Below are 20,605 nucleotides of genomic sequence, written 5' to 3'. Positions count from 1 at the left end.
TTCGCAATGGGTGGTAGGCTGATCAGGGCTGTCCTCTTCGATATGGATGGGACACTGCTCGAGAGCGAGTGGCTCTCTGCGATATCGAATGACATAGCGTTCGAGACGGTGTTCGGGAGGCACATAACCAGGGGAGAAGTGAAGGAACTCACGGGGAGGCCGGTGAGCGAAATCCTCAGGGAGAAGTACGGTGAGAAGGGTGATGAGGTCTATGCCCTGAGCAGGGCCTTCTTCAGGAGGAACTCCAGGGCTGTCTCCCTATATCCGGGCGTACTGGAGGCCCTAAAGCACATCTCTAGAAAGGCAAGGCTGGCCGTTGTAACAGCATCAAAGAGGGAGGATGCCGTGAGGCTCCTCTGTATTAACTGTATCCTGGACTACTTCAGCACCATAGTGGCACAGGAGGATACGCGGTATCATAAGCCGGATCCGGAGCCAGTGCTCCTGGCACTCTCAAGGCTTTCCGTGACACCTGGGGAGGCAGTCATGGTCGGTGACCAGCCGTGGGACATAATAGCGGCTAGGGAGGCTGGCGTTGTCTCCGTGGCAGCGCTGTGGGGCGCTGGCATTGAGGATGAACTGTACATGTACAGGCCAGACTACACCGCAAGGGATCCCGCGGAGCTGGTGGAGATATTCGAAAGACTGATGCAGGCCTGAAGAGGAATGGACATCCCTGAGACCGCCATGTTCTGAGGATCTTTGTTTCTGTAGACATATACTTGAACGTGTTCAAATTGTACCGGTACAAAATATTAGTTATATAATACAAGAGGCATCTAAATTTATGCTCAGTTCTGTTGCTCAGGCGGACACTAACCTCGACAGGCTCGTGAAGAGGAGATGGGTTAGGGTAGTGGCCGCGCTCTTCGCCATGGTCTTCGTAAGCGTCTATGAGTACTCCTGGACTCTTTACACACCAGGCATCGCGAAGGCCTTCCATTACTCAACACCGAACGCTGCGGTCATAGGAGGGATCTTCTCTGTCTATGTGGTTGTGCAAGCCATCTCAATGTGGCTCTTTGGCAGGTACTCTGACAGGCACGGGCCCAGGATGATATCCATACTAGGGGGCCTGATAACGGGTATAGGCTACATAGGCAGCGCCTTCGCGCCCAGCATCCCTGTCCTCTACCTGACCTACGGCTTCGGGAGCATAGGTGTGGGCATAATATACGCAACTTCTATCAGCTCAGCGCTCAGGTGGTACACGGGCAAGAAGAGGGGCATGATGGTGGGCCTCATAGACCTTGGCTTCGGAGGCGGTTCCTTTGCACTGTCACCACTGATCAAGTACATCATCTCCGTCACTTCCAACTTCAGGGACGGTTTCCTCTACCTGGGTATTGCGCAGATAATCATAATCCCGGTAATGGGCTACTTCTTCATATACCCACCAGCAGGGTTCAGGTCTCCCGATGAGCCCGCAGCGGAAAAGGTCAGAAAGAGGGTACCGAAGGGCCCGGGTGACTTCACCGTGGGACAGATGACCAGGACATGGCAGTGGGCGGTCATCTACGTCTCTTTCTTCCTGATCGTGGGTGAGGGGCTTGCCGTGATTAGCCACCTCATACCGATAGGGGAGGCAAAGGGCTTCACGTTTGCGGCGGTACTGGCGGTGTTCCTATTCCCCTTCGCGAACGGCTTCGGTCGGTTTATTTCCGGGACAGTGTCGGATTACCTTGGAAGGCCACTGTCCATGATGGTGTTCTTCTTTATCTCTGGTTTCGCCATGCTGGGGGCTGCCCTCATTCCAGGGGCACCGTACGGTGCACTCTACATAGTCCTCATCATGCTTGCAGCATTCGGCTGGGGACCGTTATTCGCACTCTTCCCTCCAACTGTCGGTGACTACTTCGGCACAAGGAACTCGGGTGCAAACTACGGCTTCACCTACACAGCCAAGGCCCTCGGAGGCATATTCGCAGGCTACGTCTTCTCCCTCATACTCCTTAGGTATCCAGGAACACACCCCTTCGTAGACCTGATCCCGCTTACGATAGCTTCAATAATGGCCTTCTGCGCTGGAATCCTCGGCGTCATACTGAGGCCACCGAAGAGGGTACCGCTAACCAGACCTGCTGCTGCCACCGTACAGACCAACCAGGGAGTGAAGTGATGCCAGTTACACATTAGGATTTGTGTTCCATTTAGAATATTTTTTTTAAGGTCCTCGCTCTTTCATTTACTTTATTTGAGTATCTTCCCGGAAAGTGTGAAACTTTTTAACATTATATGTGATATGGTCTGACATGGAGAACAGGGTCCTTCTGGGCCTCCAGAGGGCTGAAACGGTCAGGCAGGCGGCAGGAGAGAGCCTGAGGAAGTTTGTCCTGATCTCGATAATTGCTGGCCTTCCAGCTTTCCTGGAGGCATTTGACAGCGAGATCTACTCCTTCGGGTCCACATACATTGTGCCATCCCTGACGGGGCCACCATTCCTCACCATAGGGCTGATAGTGACTGGATATGCGGTGGGCATTGCTGTCTTCAGCCTTGTGGGAGGCTTCGCCTTTGACAGGTTCTCTGTGAAGAGCACCATATTGATTTCCGTTGCGGTCTTTTCAGCTGCCACGTTCGCGACCGGGTTCGTAACCAACACGCCTGAACTCTTCGCCTCCAGGTTCGTTGTCGGGATAGGCGTTGGCATGTTCCAGCCCGCGGGTGTCTCACTGCTTGGCGACCTCTTCTTCGAGACCAGGGGAAAAGCCGTCTCAGTGTGGGCGACGTTTTTCGGAGTGGGCCTCTTTACCAGCCCGTATACAATCTCTCCCTTCCTCCCGGCCTTCAGGGTGCCCTTCGAGATCTCTGGAGTCCTTGCCGTCATAATCCTTGCACTGATCTACCTCTTCATCCCAGCAACATTCAAGAAGGTAGAGAGGGCCAGTGGCACAGGGTTCAGAGGGATATTCAACAGGAACGTGGTCCTCCTTTCTGTATCCATATTCTTCTTCGGCATAGCCCTCTTTGCCGGCTACATAGGTTACTTCTCAGACTACCTGATAAACGGGCTCCACTTCACGCACTCTTCAGCTGCCGTCATTGCCTCTTCTGCGGGCCTTGGCGGCTTCATATGCGCCTTCCCCATCGGCTTCGTGGCCGACAGGGTCGGGAGGAAGTACATGGTGGTACTCACATCCGCCCTGGTAGCCGCCGGTTCTGCTGGCATGTTCCTTCTCACAACCAGCTACTCCGGCCTCATAGCCTCCACGTTCATCTTTGGCGCCGGCTGGGGTGTTTACGTTGACATCCTCGTCGCCCTGGGCCAGGACTCTGTCAGCGACACGGTAGTAGGTGCTGTGACAGGGTTCCTGTTCTTCATATTCAACGTCGGCACGATAATTGGAGGCCCCCTGTACGGTGCCCTCCTGGGCAGCAACCACTTCAGGCTCGCCTCTACCGTGAGCGTTGTCATACCAACACTGATAGCCTTAATAGTGGTGCTGTTCACAAGGAGCGTGACGAGGAGCAACATCGAGGAGAGGCCAAAGTTTCTCTCGTCCCCTAGCGATAGATGAGCCTAAAGCGTGCTTATTTCCAGGGGGCCTAGCCATATTCCTCTATTTCTATTTAATTTAGAGACCAAAATTCAATGACCACCTTAACGTGATAGGCGTTATCAATTATCCTGAACAGCGCTGACATGCCAGCATCCGCTTTCCCGACAAGGCATGATAGCCACAACATGCATTTGATCCACCGTAGTGTATAAGCTAATGAATAATTTTTAAGGAAATCCTTAAATACTCACACTACGTATTGCTGCCTTGGGTGTTGTCTGATTGACAGATGCCTCCGTAACGAGTGATAGGGACAGGTTACTTGAGCAGAACAAGCTGAAGAGGGGCATGAGGCTGCGTGACCTCTATTTTGCGGGCCTCACTGCCGTGATAGGTTCCGGGTGGCTCTTCGGGAGCTTCGAGACCGCTTCCGTGGCTGGACCGGCGTCCATAATCTCGTGGATAATAGGCGGTATCTTCATCCTGATCATCGCACTGACATGGTCGGAGATATCCACGTCGGTGCCGATTGCAGGTGGTGCTGCCAGGTATGCCAACTATACCCACGGGGGGATCGCAGCTTCCATAATAGCATGGAGCACAATACTGACTTACATAGCGGTGCCCGCGGTTGAGGCCGTGGCAGTGATACAGATACTCCAGGGAGCGATCTCATACTACGCACCTACCTCTACCTTCGTTCTCGTGAACAGCGCAGGCCTTCCTTCAGCATACGGCGTCCTGATCGCTGGAGTGTTCTCCCTGGCCTTCTTCTATGTCAACTACATAGGCCTGACCGGGCTGATAAAGACAAACTTTGCAATGACGATATGGAAGCTGATTGTGCCACCCGCTGCGGTCATAGCCATACTGGTTGTGGGCTTCTCACACGGCTTCACGGCGAACCTGTCAACGCCTTCCTTCGCTCCTTTCGGATACGGCCCGATCTTCACAGCCCTGCCAACGACTGGCGTTATATTCGCTTACCTCGGCTTCAGGCAGCCTGTGGAGATGGCCGCTGAGGCGAAATCGCCCGGTAGGGACATATGGAGGGCCCTTGTCGGTGTCACACTGACCGGCATAGCCATATACACGCTCCTCGAGGTAGCATTCCTGGGCGGCTTCGCCTGGAACAGCAGTACCTTCGGTACGTCCGGCGTTGGAGTCGGCCAGTGGTCCGGCCTCACCACAAGCCTGCCCATGTACACGTTCCCGTTCTTCTATGAGGCTGTGGGTCTCGGCCTGGGCGCCCTGGGCATAGTCCTGGTCATAGACGGCGTTGTTAGCCCCACGGGGACGCTGAGCCAGTACATGGGGTCCACCTCAAGGGTCATGTACGGGACCGCCAAAGAGGGCTACCTGGGGAGCTCATTCTTCAGGGTCCACCCCAAGTACAGGGTGCCTGTGGTCGGCATAATAACGACTTTCATAGTGACCATAGTGCTCCTGGTCATAGCGGCAATCGGGTACCTAGTATCGAGCGTAGGCGGTGCGTGGTCAGCCCTGACCTCCATAGTGACCACCACAGGCGTGTTCTCATACATAATCGGGCCCGTGGCGCTGGTCATATTCAGGAGGGCCCACAAGGACCTAAAGAGGCCCTTCGTCCTTCCAGGTGGATTCGCCCTCTCGCTGGTGGCCTTCATCGTTTCCGCCCTCATGATATACTGGGGCGCAGGTGGCCTGATATCGAGCAGTGACCCGTATGGCGGGTACATACTGCTCATCATAATCCTGGCTGGCTTCCTCCTATACGGTTACGCAAAGGACAAGAACTTCAGCAGGGACATAAAGTCAGGCGCATGGGTCATAGTCCTGCTCCTGTTCAACATAGTCCTCCTGTACGTTGGCGAGTACCAGAGGAACTACCTGAAGCTGCCGTGGGACTGGGTCGCAGAGATCGTTGTTGCCATAGGCCTGTTCTTCTGGGCTTACTACTCAGCGGTGCCACAGGAGGAGACAAAGGCTGCCATCGAAAGGGGCATCAGCCTGACGGAGAGCGCCGACTGAGGGCGCCCCCAGTTCTTTAAAAACCAACATTTTTATCCTGGCCGCAAAGACCAGAGGTTTTAGATATAGGGTGGTGGGAGAGGGATTACCTTGACAGACAGTGGTCTGGAGGATGTCCCAGTATTCCGGAGGCTGAACATTTTAAGGTGCCTGTGGCTCTCCCAGCATGCACCTCGTGCACTTCTCACTGGACCGGACATACACCGTGCTGTCCTCCGCCCTCTACCCGGACGGAGTGGCTAATGTTGACAGGATAGTGCTGGCGCTTGTGAATGAGGACTACGACAGCTTGACGCCACTGGAGGATGTAATGTCCGTGTGCGACTGTTCCAGGTCACTGGTCTTCATGACCGCGGCGAGGAAGTACTGTATGAGGGACTTCGGGGACTTCCTTCTCTTCATGAGCGCGGGCATAGGGAGGAGCGGTGAACACGCGGGGAGGACGGTAAACATTGCTGTGATGCTGAGGATGAGGGCCAGGCTCAATGCCATGGTGGACATGGTCAGGACAGTAACGGAAGCAAAGTGCTCATACCTGATGCGTTTCGGCCTAACCGGTACCGCAAGCGATGCCACGGCAGTTGGCGTATCGGAGGGGAGGGAAGAGACCTTCCTGGGGCCTTCCACAGAGGTGGGCATGGCGGTCGCGCGTGCGGTCATCGGACTGCTCGACGAACTGCTCTCGCACGAACTCTCTGGACGGAAGAGCCCATGAGGGTGACACAGGACTGAGCCCATGTGTGCGGCCAAACGCATACACGTCCATGCGGACGCCCGGGCAATGCTAAACTCTCCCGCAGGAGGGGCCGGGAGGTGAGGTGTGCAGGTGGCCCTGTAGCGGTCATCGACCCATGCGCCAGAGGAGGTAGGTGGCATTCAGTCCAGTCCCTTTGTTGTGCCCTAGGGCTTGAACTCCTGGCGCTGGAATGCGAAAAAGTAAGCGGCAAGCATCACCACCGCAAGGGCGAATGCTGTCAGGAGGCCTGCCAGGGGCCCAACGCTCACTGCACCCACCCTGTGGTACTGTAAGCTTGCCAGTGGGGCGAGGGAGTAGAGCACCATGCCCATCGGCACCCCAGAAGATATTCCAAGGCTGGCATAGTTCTCTATCAGGACCACCGCGGCTATGGGCACGAACAGGACTAAGAACATGCTTACCACAAACGCGGTCAGCTGTGAGCCGGATAGCAATGCCAGGATGGAGAAGGAGGCGCACACCATGATCGATGCTCCTACAGGGACAAACAGTGGGGTGTTTTTCGTTGCTATGAGGAGTATTGCCTCAGCCACAGTGAAGGGGATAAGGCCAGTACAGAGGGCCACGAGCTTCGATAGGGCGGTGCGCCTCCAGCTCCTCAGAAGAGATATCTCAAAGACAGTTGTGAGCATGTTCCGGCTCAGTTGGGATCCCACTATAAGCACAACGAAGGGGATGAGTAGCATCTGCGAAGGCACGGAGAACTCCCCAGCATCCTTCAGGTATGCCAGTGCGTAGGCCTGTGCTAGCACCGCCAGGGACACCACGGGCACGTATACCGGGGGTGGGAAGAGGCCCTTCAGGTACCACCTAACTGAGGCGCCCAGACTGACCATATATCCTCCTCGCCCCCGACTTCCTGAAGCCAAGTATCTTGCCCTCACTCATGAGGGCTGAAAGGTACTCAGGGCTTGACCTGACAAGGCATATGCCACCGTACCTGAAGAGGCATTCCATCTGGACACTCTCTGCGCTGCTCAGGTAGACCTCGAATATGTCCGATGCGAAGAGGTCCGTGACCGTGCCACTCCATACCGTCCTCCCGCTGTCGAGTATCACTATGTAGTCAGCCAGTGTCTCCGCTTCCTCAGGCACATGCGTTGAGAATATAAGGTCCCTTTTTATACGCTGCATGTAGCTTATTATCCTTCCGCTCCTCGATATGTCGATGTGCGTGAAGGCCTCGTCAGCTATCACGAGCCCCATGTCCCGGGAGAGTGCGGCCAGGAGCATAACAAGCTGTTCCTGGCCAGACGAGAGGCCATAGAGGCTCTCCTCGTAGAACTCTTCGAGGCCTAGGATGCCCATGACTTCATCCAGGTCAGGGGCTACATCTTTCATGCCCCTTGTGAAATCCACGAATTCCCTCACCTTCATCCTTTAAGATAGCCTGGGCTTCTCAAAGATGAATGAAAAGGACCTGAGTGCCTTCTCCCTTTCCCTGTACGGCTCGAAGCCGTTGATCTCCAGGGACCCGCTGGTTGGCCTCAGGAGGCCGGCTATTATGGACAGTGCGGTGGTCTTTCCGCTGCCGTTGTGGCCCAGGAAGCAGAGTCGCTCTGCAGTAACATCGATGTCCAGGCTGTCAAGGGCCTTCCTTTTACCGTCGAATGACTTCGTCAGGCGTCTGGCCCTGACGGAGAAGGCCAAGGGTCAGGCCACCCTCCTGTATATGTAGATCCCAAGGACAGCCACGGAGAGCAGCAGTATGACGTGAGTGGGAATACAAAGTTGAAACCTTATAGTATCCAGCCGGGCCAGTCCTGTGCCGGGACTGCATTTCCGTACCCGATGTTCAGGATCAGCATGACAGCCCTCTGCATGGCACTACTGTTGAAGCCAAAGTCCGGGAACACGGACGCAAGGAGGTTTATGCTCGAGTTCACCGTGGGCGGGCCCAGTGAGGCCAGGAGGTACGAAATGACCATCTGGTGTCCGAAGTGCACATAGCTTATCTCGAGGAGCGAATAGCTCACGTTGCCGAAGTAGTAGTCCGGAAATCCCAGGTAACCGCCTGGGGCCATATTCTGTGGAGAGGTGGACAGTGAGAAATTTGTGATTGTGCTGTTCACCTGGTTTCCTCTCGGGAAGAGTAGGCCGATAATGGGGTACTGGGCCGCAGTAAGATTGCCTGAATATTCAGAGACCTGCACAATGCTGGGTCCATAGAACGGGACACCGGGAAGCAGGTTGCCATTGAAGCCTGATTTTGCTCCTGGAGGGGATAGGATCTCGTACGGCTTGGAATCGACATGGTAGTAACCTTTCCCCATGACCGTCACATTCAGTGTAACTCCATAGGAGTAAGGTGTGCTGTTACCCCCGAACACCAGCCCGAAGGTACCGTAGTACTCCAGAGATACGCCTGGAGAGAAGGTATCTCTGTACTCCTTGTGCATATAGGTACCGAAAGTGTATGTTGATACGGGGATTAGGTTAATCACTATCCCTATGATTACAAGTGCTACAACCAGAAAAGTTAATCTTTTTATAAACTTCACCTAGAGGAAGGAAGGATTTTTTATTAAATTTGTTCACCAAAGACAGCATCCGATCAAGGCCTCGCTCCCCCCAAGATGAGATTCTCCAGGCCCGCTTCACCTGGAGGCACTGGTGCAGGTCAAAGATGTATCAGTCACATTTCCGCGTCTCCTCAGGAGGAGTGCCCCATTGTGAACTCTTCCCTGCGCAGTGCACACCCGGTCGGAGAAACAGGAATGGGCGGGTCAGAGACTGGAAAGCCTGCTCCCTCTGACCTAACATTTTAAAGCGGTGGTGTGGAAAGGTCAGAAATTACTGGTTCCACAATTAAATGTAGGCATGCGGTGTGTGAGGAGGGGCTGTATTTCGCGCTTTCGGGATGCTGTAGCGAGATGCTACAGTTACTCACATACCACACACCAAAGAACCATGCGGAGGGCCGGATTTGAACCGGCGAACCCCTACGGGAATGGACCCTGAATCCATCGCCTTTAACCTGGCTCGACAACCTCCGCTCCAGTCCTGCAATAGTTAACAGTTTATTAAGAATTACTCCGGCGGTGTGCCTAACATGTTAGGGGAATGCTAGAAGTTGGTACACTCCATGCAGTCCTGTGTTCTCCCCGTCTGTCATTTTCCTGGAACTCACCGATGCCTGCGACTACTCCTGCAGGCACTGCAGGGCCTCCGCCACCCTGAGTCCGTCTCCAGATACCATGGGGCACGAGAAGTTCGAGTGGCTGGCCAGGGACATAAGGAGAACATTCGGCACAGGCATGGCCGTTGTCATCACGGGAGGCAACTTCCTAATGGCAGACTCGTTCGAAAGCGTCATAGGTGCCTGCAGGCACGAGGGGCTGAGGGTTGCCGTGAGCCCCCCGGCATCCCGGCTTCTTGAACCGGCCCTGAACACGCTCGTTTCCCTGGGCGTTTCGTCACTCTCCCTGAGCCTCGATGGCGGCAGGCCCGCAACCCACGACTGGCTCCGGAACATGAAGGGGAGCTTCACTTCCACCCTCAGGTATATCGAACTTGCAAAGGATGCAGGTATGAGGGTCCAGGTGAACACGGTCGTCCATGGGGGCAACGTGGCAGAACTGCCCCTCGTTCTACAGGTCCTAAGGGAGAAAGGCGTGGACGTGTGGGAGGTCTTCTTCCTCATCAGGACAGGTAGGGGCACAGGTGTCCCGCAGATAAGCATGGAAGAGTACCTGGACACAGTGCTGTGGCTCTCGGAGGTTGGGAGACCCCTGGTCAGAACCGTGGAGGGCCCTCTCTACAGGGCTGTCAAGGCGAACAGGGATGCATTCAGGCGGATGGCAGGGAAGACCTATCGCCACCTCCGTGAGACGTCGGCTGCACTTGGCATAGAGATTGGCCCCAGCCCAGGGCAGGTGGGCACACACCCGCATGGTGGGACGCTCTTCATATCACACAGCGGCGATGTTTACCCTTCAGGCCTCGCCAGGGTCAGGCTAGGCAGTGTCATGGAAGAGGACCTCGGCACCGTGGTAAGCAGGTCGGAAATGTACCTGCCGCCCGAGGTTTCGTCCCACCTCAGGGGTAGGTGTGCGTCCTGCCGCTTCAGGTATCTCTGCGGCGGGTCAAGGGCAAGGGCGCTCACTGAGACCGGAGACTATTTCGGCGAAGACCCCCTCTGCCCGGTGGTGCTGTGAAGACCGACTGCTCCCTGCAGGTTTCCCCTGACCCTGCTCTGGGAAAACAGTCAGTGCGCGTTCCCCTGGCCCTCCTGCTCTCCCTGCTCCTTGCCCTCACGAAGATGGCGCTCTCCTCCGCCATGGGCAAGTTCAGAAAGCCTAAGGGAGTTCGCTTCCCTGTGCGCCATGGTGAGGAGCATGGGGTAGAGGTGCCTGTTCGGAAGTAATCTCACTATACCAACAGCGTCCTCCAGTGATACCCTGTGGCCAGGGCTCACTATGCAGTGCCTGCCCAGGACCCTGGCCACTGGCCTCCCACCCACAATCACGTTCTGGCCCTCCACCTGGCCCATGAGGAGGGACTTGGCCACACCAATTGTCGGTATACCTAGTTCTACCCCTGCCTGGCTTGCGAAGCCGAACCCGGAGGGGTGGAGCACACCGTTCCCGTCTATCAGGAGGACGCCGTCGATATCCCTTACGACCTCCCTGATGGCCGGGAACTCGCGGTAGAAGAGGTAGCCGGGTATGTAGGGAAAACGCACCCTAGCCACCGCTGTCCTCACATGCACCTCGCTGCCCCTCTGGACAACCGCTGCGGCGAACGCCTCATCCCCGTGGTATGAGACGTCCACAGCGGCCACGTCGTTCCCGGTTATATCTGTTTCAAGGGAGAGCATGGCCCTTTTCCTTTTCTGCTCCTCCCTGAGCCTCCGGAGCGGGTGGTCTGTATGGAAGTCAGTGAAGAGGACATTCTCGAACCCGACTATCCTCTCCCCCTCCACCCTTATGCCATCGTTTTCAAGCCTCCTCACCTTCTCCTGCGTGCCGAGCGGGTGCGTGTATTTGCCAACCTTGCCGTCGGAGTGCACAACCCTGTAGCACGGCACATTCTCAGGGTCGGGGTTGACAGAGAGCATGTACCCTACTGCCCTCGCAGCCGCCATGTCCCCCAGTGCCTCTGCCAGGGCACCGTAAGTCGTCACCATGCCCCTGGGCACCTGTGAGACGAGGTCATAGAAGACGGAGTAAAGGTCCACTGCTATGGATGACAGGGCACGATATAAGGGTGAGGAAAAGGATAAACCATGAAAGCATACTGTCAGGGATGTCAGGAACAGTTGTAGAGAAGAAGGAGATCAGGCTTCACGGCAGGAAGGTCGTCTACAGGGCCTCGCAGCCGGCAGCCAATAGGGGAATAGTGGTGCTGCTTCACGGGTATTCCTTCAACTCCGCCATATGGGATGGTTCCGGTGTCTTCTCCGCCCTGAACTCTGTGGGCCTGGGGGCTGTGGCGCCTGACTACCCGGGCTTCGGAGAATCTGAGGAAATCCAGGAGTTCAAGGTAGAGCGGGGAGACCTGAAAGCGTCCGGGGCCTTCATTGAGGAGTTCTCAGACGCTCTAGGCCTTGAAAGGTACCACCTGCTAGGTGCGTCCATGGGGGGTGGCATGGCCCTTCTCACCGCGCTCATGCATCCCCATGAGGTCTTGTCCGTGGTTGCGGCCGCGCCTGCATGGGTCAAGGACAGGGAAAGGGAGATGGAACGCATACAGTGTCCCGTACTCCTCATATGGGGGTCCGCGGACAGCGTTGTCCCACTGCAGGACGGTGTGGCATACAGCAGGAGGATAAAGGGCTGCAAACTTGAGGTCATCCAGGGTGCAGGACACCCCTCATACCTGGACGCACCTGAGAGGTTCGCGGAGGTGCTGAAGGGCTTCTACTCCACCCTGGTCAGCAGGCAGAAGCCCACCACAGAGTGAAACAGCAGGGATAGGTATGGACACCGCCATATTCCTGGGCGCCCTCGGGATAACGGTGCTGGAAATGTCTGAGGCCGCCGCGGTATCCGTGATCATGTCCTCGGAATCTGGGGATAAAAGGCCCTATGCGGGCACGGCGCTCGGTGTAATCACAGTCATGGTGCCCACGTTCCTCATCGGCTCCTACATATCGAGGCTGCCACTGCTCTACGTGCGCCTGTTCTCCGCAACCCTCCTCCTCTACTTCGGCATAAGGCTCGCCAGGAGTGCAAGGAGGTCAATCATATACCAGAGAAAGGGTTTCCCGCAGAAGGATGAGGAGAAGACAGCGGGCCTGTGGGCCGCATCATATTCGGTGGGCCTGGTGGAGGCGTTCGAGGCTGCGATAGTCCTTGTTGCGCTGGCACCCCAGGGCATCGTGTCAACACTTTACGGCATGCTTGCTGGGGTGGCTGCCACGCTGGTCGGTGCCTACATCCTAAAGTCCCAGGTCAGGAAAATGAAGCAGGCCGCCATGAAGTCCGTGGTTTCTGCTCTCCTTCTCTCCTTCTCCGCCTTCTGGTACACGGAGAGCTTCAGGCCCACCAGCGACCTCTTCCTCCTCCCTGCGTTCGCCATCTTCCTTGTTGCGGTCTATGCGTACGGCAACCACGGGATCGGGAAGGAGAGCGCGGCCGGCCACTGAACGACCGGGGTGCCGTTGGTATCACCCTATCCTCCCTCCGCCCGCCTCCACTGGCCCAGGCGCCTGAGCTCACCCTTCCCCACCAGGGCAAGGAGAGGCAGGGCCGCAAAGGATATGGCCGCCATGGAGAGCCATGCCGGTGTGTAGCCGGACAGGGCATCCACGTATGTGAACGCGAAGGGGAAGGCAATGCTCAGGACCTGCTGCATGAAGTTCACGAAGGCCAGAGAGAATGAGACCATGGACCTGTCATGAACGAAGAAAGCAGCTATTGCATAGAGGATGGAGAAGCCGTCCACGGTGAGCATGCCCATGGCGACCAGGGAGAGCGACACTGCGTATATGTTCCTTAGAAGGGCCACAGCCACGAGGAGCGCGCCGGTCAGGACAAGTACCGCTATGAATGTGCCCATCTTCCTCCTGGTCCTCTGGAACTGCATGCCCCCCACCAGGCCACCTATGAAGCCCAGGAAGAGGAAGAGTGAACTCACGGTGCCTGCGGTGGCGGTTCCTGAGTGCAGCCCGGTCTCCAGGTAGTACACCATGAACTGCCCCGTGATCGTCTCGGCCACCATCGGGGCTATCCCGGCCACAGGCACTATCCAAAGGTACCTTGAGGCCACCACCCTCTTCAGGTTCGACGAGAGCGCCCTTCCAACTGACCTGTGCTCACTGACGCCCATGAGGGCCACATAGCTCACCGCCCCCAGTGCCAGTGCCAGCGCTCCGCCCAGGGACATTGTGATCCTCCAGCTCATGATCCTGTCCAGGTATGCCCAGCCCAGTACCCCGGTGCCAGCACCGATGTTGAAGGCCCCGTTGTAAATCCCCACATGAACAGTGTACCTGTCTCTGGGGACTATCTCAGAGAGCGAGCCCAGTGCCGGGGAGAAGAAGAATGCAGAGCCCATGCCCGCAAAGAACCTGGATGCGAAGAGTTCGGGGAGGTCCTGCGATAGGCCCGTGACTATTGATGCCAGGCCAAGTATGCTTATGCCCAGGGTGGCAGTGAGCCTGTTCCCCAGCCTGGATGCCAGGATACCGCCCAGGAGCTGGAAGGTCGCAAGGCCAATGTAGAAGCCCGTTGTCATAAGGCCAAGCTGCGGTATGCTCAGGTCCAGCTGCCTGGATATGTAAATGAGTGCAGGAGATATATCGAACCAGTTAAGAGCGTACACTGCCCTTGCGGTGTGGATGGCCGCGGCCCTGAGGGACGCCCTCATTGCCCACCGACCGCCCTGTCAGCCATGCCCTTCCACAGCGAGGCCCTCACGCTGTGCTTCCTGTAACTCTCCAGTGCGCCCTCGAGCTTGGAGCGCTTCACGGTGTGCCTGAACTGCACACCCTCGTACTCTATGTCCACCAGGACAAGGTATTCAGGCTCAGCCAGGAAGCGGTTCCTGCCCTGGAGGCTGAACGGTTCCGGCACTTCTTCGCTTTCGACGTAATGCAGAGCGAAGCCCATTATTGACCTTATCTGGTGCCATATGAAGCTCTGGGCATAGAAGTCCACAGTGACAGTGTCTCCATCGCTCATGACCTCTATCCTGTCGATCCTCCTCACTGTGTTCCGGCGGTCAGCCTTGGCAAAGTTCCGGAAGTCATGGGTGCCCTGGAACATAGACAGTATCCTCTCCAGCCTCTCCGCATTAATATTATTTCCTGTGATGTGGTACCTGTACTGCTTCATTTTGCAGTGCCTTGGGTTGAAGCCCTCGGCCACCCGGGCGTAGGCATAGAAGAGCATGTCCTCTATCGAAGCGTTCAGGTAAGAGAGGATGTCCTCCGGGTCCCTTTCGCTCGATACTGTGAAGGCGTTCCCCAGTGCAGAGACGAGCCTGTCGGTCCTGGCCGCACTCCTGATCCTCTGGAACACTCCCAGCTCGGCCAGGTGCTTCTCTATTGTCCCCTCAATGCTCCTATCCCCGTTACCCCTCTGGAAGCCGGTGTATCCCGAAGCGTCGTAGGCGAACTTGATGAGGTAGTTGGGGATGTCCACCTGACCGGGATCTGGAGATAGGATAAAAAGCCAGTTGCGCTTAACTCCAAGCGTGATAACTGTAGCCGGGCTTGGTGTGGCAGGTTCTTACCTCCTCAGGCGCCTCCACATGGAGGGGTTCAGTGCTGAGGGATACGACCCCAAGCCGCCGGGATACTACATACCCTGCGGTTACGCCGTTAATTTCAACCTCTTCAGGGACTACTGCCGTATGGCCGGGCTAGAGCCTGACAACTACCTGCTTTCATCTGGCCGGAGGGTTGTCATGGAGAACTCCTCCGGCCTCTCGATGGAGTTCAGGAACGTGGGCCTTAGCACCATAGAGAAGAACAGCTTCGAGAGGGACCTGGTGGAGGGCCTGAGGGTGCACAGGGAGAGGGCTAAGGCTGGGGACGAGGTCACGGTGGACGCCACAGGCATCTCACGGTCCATCATCGGCCATGCCAGGGACGACTTCCGCATGCAGACCCTTGAGTACCTGGCGGACAGCGGCCTCTCGGATGCCTTCCTCTTCCACTACTTCCCCCGTGCATCGGGCTACCTCTGGTCGTTCCCGCTGGGCAGGCACTTCCATGTGGGCTCGGGCACCTCAGACCCTGTTTTGCTGAGGCAGTCCCTCTCCACTTTCAGTGGCCATGTCATGAGAAAGGTTGGCAGGGCGATCAGGCTCAGGCCGCTCTTCAGGGAGATTGTGAGCGGCACCATAGTGGCAGTTGGCGAGGCCGCAGGGCTCGTTTCACCCATCACCGGCGAGGGCATACTGCCCGCACTGGAGAGCGCCGAGATCCTGGTGCAGTGCCTGAAGAGGTACGATGGGGATGAGGCCCTCATGGCTTACAGGAAAAGGGTAGAGGGGCACTTCTTGAGGTACGTTAAGCTGAGCAGGCTGCAGCGGGACTTTGCATCGAAACCGAGTGTGAGGGACGTCCTCTACCTCAGGGCAGCAAAGGAAGACCTGGTGCACTTTGGCATAGGGGTGAGTGCACTCCGCATGCTCCTCTCCCTCGCACTCACATGACCCCGCCGTCCACCGGTATCATCGCGTCTGTGGTGACCCCGAAGGTACTCTCGTCCAGGAGGGCGAGGAGGACGTTCGCCACATGCTCTGGGAGCACCTCCCTGTGGAGCAGGTTCTGCGTCTTGTACTCCTCCACGGTCTGGCCCTTGGCCTTTGCCCTGGCCTCTAACACGCCGTTCTCCCAGATCTTCGAGCCCCTGAAGACCTTGTCCGGGTTTATTATGTTGGCCCTGATGCCGTACCTGCCGCCTTCCCTGGCCACATAGTGGCATATGTGGGCCGCGAAGGCCTTTGTTGAGCCGTATGCCGCCATACCTGGGCCCGGGTGTGTGAGGTTCTTGGTTATGTTGAACACTATGTTACCGCCAATGCCCTGCTGCTTCATGACCTTGAAGGCCTCCCTTGCAACTAGGAACATGGCCCTGGCGTTGACCTGGTAGTGCCTGTCCATGTCCTCCACCGTTATCTCATCTATGGGTGCGCTCTTCAGTATGCCAGCGTTGTTGAACACCGCGTCTATGCCCCCGTAGTTCGAAACGATGAACCTGAACATCTCCTCTATCTCCTGGGGCTTCGAGAGGTCGACCCTGTAGGGCACCACATAGCCCTGTGTCTCAGCCGAAAGATTCCTGGCCACATCGTCAATGCTGCTGTCCAGGTCGCAGGCCACCACAAGGGCACCCGCCCCGGCTAGCTTCCTGGCGGCCTCAAGGCCAATGCCACTGGCGGCACCTGTGACTAACGCAACCGATCCCTGGAGCATCTTCGGCCTGTACTTCCTGAGCTTTGCCTCCTCCAGGGGCCAGTACTCCATGGCGTACGCCTCCTCCCTGCTGATGAACCTGTGCCCCGCCAGCTTCTCTGCCCTCGAGTTCACCAGTATGCTGTGCACCACCTGGTCCCTCACTATCCTGGCCTCCTTCAGGCTCGTACCTGCGGTGATTATGCCGAACCCGCGCACAACAATGGCAGTCGGGTACGGATCGTGCATGGGATACCCCTTCACGTACCTCTGCCACTCCTCCCTGTACCTGGAGGCGAATGCATCCACCGAGCCCGGGATCTCACCGGGATCCCTGATGTACAGGTAGTCGTACTTGGTCCTTATGAGCATGTCCGGGGTCGCCGGGCCCGAGTGCTCGAAGGCCTCTGCCTGCCTGCTCCTTGAGATCCTCACCGCCTCTTCCGACCTGTCAACGAACAGGACCTTCTTGCTGGACCTGGAAAGGGAGCCCCTCAGGGTGGGTAGTGCTGCCAGGAACGGCTGCGGGTCAGCCTCCCCGTGCACTACTTCGAGGGGGTCTTTGCCCACCCTTTCCTCCAGGTACTTCTCCGCCTCGTCCACAATCTCAATGTGCCTCCTGTAGCTCTCCTCCGCAGTGGAGCCGAAGGTGAAGAGGCCATGCCTGGAGAGTATGATGCCCCTGACGGAACTCGACATGTTCTCGACCAGTGGCAGCAGGGCCCTGGCGAGCCTGAAGCCCGGCGGTATGTAAGGAACCACTAGGACGTTACTGAATATGCCCTCCACATCCCTTTCGCTGAGGTTCGTGTTCGTTATTGACAGTATCGCGTCGGCGTGGGAGTGGTCTACGAACCTGTGCGGTATGAAGGCATGGAGGAACGTCTCCACAGACGGGGACGGCTCAGAGGGATCGAGCATGCTCTTCCTCAGGTAGTCCATCATCTCCTCATCGGTCATCGATTCCCTCTTCCTGGCAAGGAGGAGGTCTTCCATCCTGAGGCCTGTGAAGCCACTCTCTTCTATGGACGCCAGGTCGGAACCGCTCCCCTTCACCCTGAGCACATAGACCTCCCTGCCAGCGTGGTCGACCTCATACCTCTTCAGGGATGTGTTGCCGCCCCCGTGCAGCACGAGATCCGGATCAGAACCTATGAGCCTGGAGGTGTAGACCCTCGCTTCCATCTCGTCCCTGAACTGCCTGGGAGACCACTTTGACTGCATGCCGCAGTATCCCTCCGCCTCTTAAAAATGAGATCATTCCTCTAGCACTATGGCCGGCCTCCCTGGCCACGGGTTCTTGCCCCTGGGACTCAGGTCCCTTACCGTTACCACAACCTCAGTGCTGAAGAGGCCCTCCAGGTACTTCCTGTTCCTCTCAAGCACAGCCGCCTCGTCTATTGAGAGGAGCGATATGTTCTTCCTGTTCTTCATGAAGTCTGGAATGAAAGACCTTTCCTCCCTGTCCAGCTCGTTCTGCCTTCCTGAGAGGATCATCTCCGCTATCCTCCTGGCCCTCTGTGAGTGGCAGCCTATCACTATCCTCTTGGGTTTAAGGGATGTTGCCTTCAGTATGGAGCGTATGTCCTCCACAACCCTGTCAAGGTAATCCTCAGATTCTATTGTGCCCCAGTCTATCCTGCCGTCTATTTCCACATCGATCCTCTCAGTGCTCACAAAGGAGTCCTTAACGAGCCTGTGCCAGTACTCCTCGCAGGTATGCGGTATGGCAGGCATCATGCAGATGAGCCAGTCTCTCAGCACCTTGCCGAGGCCCCTGTTCACGTCCCCGCCCCTGGTCTGGTAGCGCCTTATGTCGTTCAGAACCTCGTAGAATATCTGGACATACGCGTTCCTGATCGAGTACTGTTCCATGCTATCTATGAAGGCCCTCATGTGCATGTAAAACCTCGAAACGAACCACCTGTCTATGTCCTCCTCCCCCTCCGTGGGCCTGAAGTTCTCCATGAGGTCCACGAACATCTCGTACTTCTTCCTCAGCGCGGATACATCAGTCTCGTTCCAGTCCAGGTTCGTGGATATGTCCGCGTTGACGGCCACGTAAAGCCTGTAGATGTCCGCAGAGTACTTCCTGGAGATTGTAAGGAGGGAGACCACGTTCCCCTTGCTCTTCGATATCTTGGCACCGTTAGAGACGACAAGGCCCGTTATTATCAGGCCCTTCGGCAGGTCCCTGCCCCTGAAGAGCGCAGAGTGGTTCATGATGTAGAATGCCAGGTGGTTGGAGAGGTGCGGGAAGGCTGTTAGCCTTATGTCCACACCGTACCAGTACTCGCGCTGCTCCCTGGCCCTCCTCGCCAGCTCGATGACCCTGCTATCATACCTGCTCCCATCTATGCCGGAATAGCCATAGATGTAGTCCATGAGGTCGTACGGCACGGAGCCCAGGATCTCCCTTATCTGAACCAGTTCCCTGATGTTCGTGTAGACTATCGGGTATATGGTGGAATCGGAGAGAGATTCAATGACCCACCTCTCATCGAACGGCAACCTGGTGCCCAGGCCACGCCTCCTGGCGCACGGCCTCTCCCGGAGCCAGTCCACGGCCTCGTGCATGAGCTTCGCATAGTATTCCGGGACGTACAGCATCGAGTCTATGAGCCTGTGGGACGCCTCCTTCCACTCCGGGACAGAGTAGTCTATGAACCACTGGTCCTGGAGCACTGCCACGACGACCTTGGACCCTGACCTTGTCTCGGCCTTCCTTGACGTCTCGTAAACGATTATTGCGGAGCCAGATGAGAGAAGCCTCTCCCTGACCCTTTCCCTTGCCTCTTTCACCGGGAGCCCGGAGAACTCGCCGCAGTTTTCTAGCATCTTACCGTTGTAGAACTCGTCCCTGTACAGGCGCTGTGTGGCCTCCCTCAGCTTGTCGGCCTCGGATATGCCCGTAACGTGCATCTCCGTTTCCAGTGATTCCACAGTGGCGCTTCCCTCCGGCACCGATATGATCTTGATCGGGCCCATGTCAGCCCCGGACTCCCTGAGCGCAACGTGGTCCCATATGGAGTGGCCAGGCACCGAGTAAACAATGCCAGTGCCGTTGTCGGGGTCAACGAAGGCAGATTCAAGCACCGGGACCTCCCTGCCCGTGATGGGTACCCTGAAGCTCGCACCCATGACCTCGGCCTTCTCCACAGGCCTGATCACCCTGGCACCCCTGTACTGGTAGCCCAGCTTCTCCGAGGCCTCCCTGGAGACCACGACCCTTCTGCCTTCAAGTTCCATCAGCACGTACTGCGCTGAGGGCGAGATCCAGAGGTTCGTTATCCCGAATATCGTCTCCGGCCTGAGCGAAGCGGCAACGATGTCGAAGTCCCTGCCACTGAATATCACTCCTGTGAACTCCTCTATCGTTACCTTGTCCACATCACCGTCCGCTATGTCGTCTTCGCCCACCGCGTTCTCGTCCCTGACGCTGTAAAGTACCGGGTGGCTCCCCTGCTTTATGTAGCCCATGGAGTTGAGCTTCTCGAACTGCCACTTGACAAAGTCCTGGTAAACCTCGTCCGCTGACGTGAAGCGCCTTGTCCAGTCGATGGAGTAGCCGAGGGCGGAGAAGTCGTTCACTATCGCGTTAGAGAAATAGTCCGCTATGGCCTTCGGGTCCTGGAATTTCTCGAGCAGTTCAGGTATCCTTCCCTCATCCTCGTACTCCCTCAGGTATGATATGTACTGCTCCTCGATCTTCTTCTCCCTGTTCCTTAGCCGCTCTGAGAATGCGATTATGGGCGTCCCGCTCTGGTGGAACGCCATGGGGAAAAGCACGTTGAAACCCCTGGTCCTCTTGTACCTCGCGATTATGTCTGCCAGAGTGTATGTCCTGCCGTGGCCGACATGGAGCGAGCCATTGGTGTATGGCCACGGGACGGTTATCAGGAACTTCGGCCTGCTGGCATCCACATGTGGCTCGAACAGCCTGGCCTCGGCCCACTTCCTCTGCCACTTCCTCTCAATCTCCGGGTCCAT

General features: G+C 56.9%; 18 protein-coding genes and 1 tRNA gene. 9 read left to right on the top strand and 10 right to left on the bottom strand.

What is annotated here, in order from left to right; genetic code table 11:
* The first annotated feature begins 6 nt into the window (after positions 1-6).
* The 5 genes from IEW66_RS07995 to IEW66_RS07975 all read left to right on the top strand — a co-directional run bounded on the left by IEW66_RS07995 (position 7) and on the right by IEW66_RS07975 (position 6,225).
* Positions 7-660 carry an HAD family hydrolase gene (locus tag IEW66_RS07995; protein WP_188681710.1) on the top strand — a complete coding sequence of 218 codons (654 nt, stop codon included), beginning with the start codon at positions 7-9 and terminating at the stop codon, positions 658-660.
* A 127-nt stretch (positions 661-787) separates the two neighbouring features.
* Positions 788-2,119, top strand: coding sequence for an MFS transporter (locus IEW66_RS07990; protein WP_188681709.1), 1,332 nt, complete (start codon positions 788-790; stop codon positions 2,117-2,119).
* Between the two features lie 133 nt (positions 2,120-2,252).
* Complete coding sequence (locus tag IEW66_RS07985) at positions 2,253-3,518, top strand: MFS transporter (RefSeq protein WP_188681708.1); 1,266 nt, start codon at positions 2,253-2,255, stop codon at positions 3,516-3,518.
* 264 nt (positions 3,519-3,782) lie between these two features.
* Positions 3,783-5,510, top strand: a complete 1,728-nt coding sequence (locus tag IEW66_RS07980; protein WP_188681707.1) for an APC family permease — start codon at positions 3,783-3,785, stop codon at positions 5,508-5,510.
* A gap of 166 nt (positions 5,511-5,676) precedes the next feature.
* Positions 5,677-6,225, top strand: coding sequence for an adenosylcobinamide amidohydrolase (locus tag IEW66_RS07975; protein WP_188681706.1), 549 nt, complete (start codon positions 5,677-5,679; stop codon positions 6,223-6,225).
* Positions 6,226-6,410: 185 nt separating this feature from the next.
* Here the strand turns inward: IEW66_RS07975 and IEW66_RS07970 are convergent, their stop codons facing one another.
* The 5 genes from IEW66_RS07970 to IEW66_RS07950 form a co-directional block, all read right to left on the bottom strand.
* Positions 6,411-7,103 (bottom strand): hypothetical protein, encoded by a 693-nt coding sequence (locus IEW66_RS07970; RefSeq protein ID WP_188681705.1) that lies wholly within the window; start codon positions 7,101-7,103, stop codon positions 6,411-6,413.
* The gene (locus IEW66_RS07965; protein ID WP_194446417.1) at positions 7,078-7,644 is read right to left on the bottom strand and encodes an ATP-binding cassette domain-containing protein; all 567 of its coding nucleotides are present in this window, start codon (positions 7,642-7,644) and stop codon (positions 7,078-7,080) included. The genes IEW66_RS07970 and IEW66_RS07965 overlap by 26 nt, the downstream gene beginning before the upstream one ends.
* Before the next feature lie 3 nt (positions 7,645-7,647).
* Positions 7,648-7,917: an ATP-binding cassette domain-containing protein gene (locus IEW66_RS07960; protein WP_162509804.1), complete on the bottom strand. Its 270-nt coding sequence runs from the start codon at positions 7,915-7,917 to the stop codon at positions 7,648-7,650.
* An 89-nt stretch (positions 7,918-8,006) separates the two neighbouring features.
* Positions 8,007-8,666, bottom strand: a complete 660-nt coding sequence (locus IEW66_RS07955; RefSeq protein WP_188681703.1) for a hypothetical protein — start codon at positions 8,664-8,666, stop codon at positions 8,007-8,009.
* Between the two features lie 512 nt (positions 8,667-9,178).
* Positions 9,179-9,263 (bottom strand) — tRNA-Leu (locus tag IEW66_RS07950).
* Positions 9,264-9,362: 99 nt separating this feature from the next.
* Here IEW66_RS07950 and IEW66_RS07945 point away from each other — a divergent pair.
* Positions 9,363-10,424, top strand: a complete 1,062-nt coding sequence (locus IEW66_RS07945; RefSeq protein WP_188681702.1) for a radical SAM protein — start codon at positions 9,363-9,365, stop codon at positions 10,422-10,424.
* Positions 10,425-10,474: 50 nt separating this feature from the next.
* Here IEW66_RS07945 and IEW66_RS07940 read toward each other — a convergent pair whose 3' ends face one another.
* A complete protein-coding gene (locus IEW66_RS07940; protein WP_188681701.1) occupies positions 10,475-11,446 on the bottom strand; it encodes an endonuclease V in 972 nt (323 codons plus the stop codon).
* Between the two features lie 68 nt (positions 11,447-11,514).
* On the opposite strand from IEW66_RS07940, the gene IEW66_RS07935 reads away from it, so the two are divergent.
* Positions 11,515-12,171: an alpha/beta fold hydrolase gene (locus IEW66_RS07935; protein WP_188681700.1), complete on the top strand. Its 657-nt coding sequence runs from the start codon at positions 11,515-11,517 to the stop codon at positions 12,169-12,171.
* Positions 12,172-12,187: 16 nt separating this feature from the next.
* On the top strand, positions 12,188-12,856 hold the full coding sequence (locus tag IEW66_RS07930) for a hypothetical protein (RefSeq protein ID WP_188681699.1): 669 nt from the start codon (positions 12,188-12,190) through the stop codon (positions 12,854-12,856).
* 26 nt (positions 12,857-12,882) lie between these two features.
* Here the strand turns inward: IEW66_RS07930 and IEW66_RS07925 are convergent, their stop codons facing one another.
* Both IEW66_RS07925 and IEW66_RS07920 read right to left on the bottom strand, forming a co-directional pair.
* The gene (locus tag IEW66_RS07925) at positions 12,883-14,079 is read right to left on the bottom strand and encodes an MFS transporter (protein WP_188681698.1); all 1,197 of its coding nucleotides are present in this window, start codon (positions 14,077-14,079) and stop codon (positions 12,883-12,885) included.
* Positions 14,076-14,855 (bottom strand): pseudouridine synthase family protein, encoded by a 780-nt coding sequence (locus IEW66_RS07920; RefSeq protein ID WP_188681697.1) that lies wholly within the window; start codon positions 14,853-14,855, stop codon positions 14,076-14,078. The genes IEW66_RS07925 and IEW66_RS07920 overlap by 4 nt, the downstream gene beginning before the upstream one ends.
* A gap of 52 nt (positions 14,856-14,907) precedes the next feature.
* Here IEW66_RS07920 and IEW66_RS07915 point away from each other — a divergent pair, with 52 nt between their 5' ends.
* A complete protein-coding gene (locus IEW66_RS07915) occupies positions 14,908-15,873 on the top strand; it encodes an NAD(P)/FAD-dependent oxidoreductase (protein ID WP_188681696.1) in 966 nt (321 codons plus the stop codon).
* On the opposite strand, the gene IEW66_RS07910 is transcribed toward IEW66_RS07915, so the two are convergent.
* Both IEW66_RS07910 and leuS read right to left on the bottom strand, forming a co-directional pair.
* Entirely contained in the window at positions 15,866-17,839 is a 1,974-nt protein-coding gene (locus IEW66_RS07910) for a bifunctional aldolase/short-chain dehydrogenase (RefSeq protein WP_229657576.1), read from the bottom strand. The genes IEW66_RS07915 and IEW66_RS07910 overlap by 8 nt on opposite strands.
* 33 nt (positions 17,840-17,872) lie before the next feature.
* Positions 17,873-20,605: a leucine--tRNA ligase gene (gene leuS / locus IEW66_RS07905; protein WP_188681695.1), complete on the bottom strand. Its 2,733-nt coding sequence runs from the start codon at positions 20,603-20,605 to the stop codon at positions 17,873-17,875.

It is taken from the genome of Thermogymnomonas acidicola, assembly GCF_014646795.1.
In the GTDB taxonomy this organism is placed as follows: Archaea; Thermoplasmatota; Thermoplasmata; order Thermoplasmatales; family Thermoplasmataceae; genus Thermogymnomonas; species Thermogymnomonas acidicola.
The sequence above is the reverse complement of the archived record's forward strand: the minus strand, read 5'-3'. Positions and strand labels throughout refer to the sequence as shown.

Excerpts from the sequence above, each read along its gene's own strand:
- IEW66_RS07985 (WP_188681708.1), top strand. The coding sequence starts at position 2,253 with ATGGAGAACAGGGTCCTTCTGGGCCTCCAGAGGGCTGAAACGGTCAGG.
- IEW66_RS07910 (WP_229657576.1), bottom strand. The coding sequence starts at position 17,839 with ATGCAGTCAAAGTGGTCTCCCAGGCAGTTCAGGGACGAGATGGAAGCG.
- leuS (WP_188681695.1), bottom strand. The coding sequence starts at position 20,605 with ATGGACCCGGAGATTGAGAGGAAGTGGCAGAGGAAGTGGGCCGAGGCC.
- IEW66_RS07970 (WP_188681705.1), bottom strand. The coding sequence starts at position 7,103 with ATGGTCAGTCTGGGCGCCTCAGTTAGGTGGTACCTGAAGGGCCTCTTC.
- IEW66_RS07995 (WP_188681710.1), top strand. The coding sequence starts at position 7 with ATGGGTGGTAGGCTGATCAGGGCTGTCCTCTTCGATATGGATGGGACA.
- IEW66_RS07930 (WP_188681699.1), top strand. The coding sequence starts at position 12,188 with ATGGACACCGCCATATTCCTGGGCGCCCTCGGGATAACGGTGCTGGAA.
- IEW66_RS07965 (WP_194446417.1), bottom strand. The coding sequence starts at position 7,644 with ATGAAGGTGAGGGAATTCGTGGATTTCACAAGGGGCATGAAAGATGTA.
- IEW66_RS07935 (WP_188681700.1), top strand. The coding sequence starts at position 11,515 with ATGTCAGGAACAGTTGTAGAGAAGAAGGAGATCAGGCTTCACGGCAGG.
- IEW66_RS07925 (WP_188681698.1), bottom strand. The coding sequence starts at position 14,079 with ATGAGGGCGTCCCTCAGGGCCGCGGCCATCCACACCGCAAGGGCAGTG.
- IEW66_RS07975 (WP_188681706.1), top strand. The coding sequence starts at position 5,677 with ATGCACCTCGTGCACTTCTCACTGGACCGGACATACACCGTGCTGTCC.
- IEW66_RS07955 (WP_188681703.1), bottom strand. The coding sequence starts at position 8,666 with ATGCACAAGGAGTACAGAGATACCTTCTCTCCAGGCGTATCTCTGGAG.
- IEW66_RS07990 (WP_188681709.1), top strand. The coding sequence starts at position 788 with ATGCTCAGTTCTGTTGCTCAGGCGGACACTAACCTCGACAGGCTCGTG.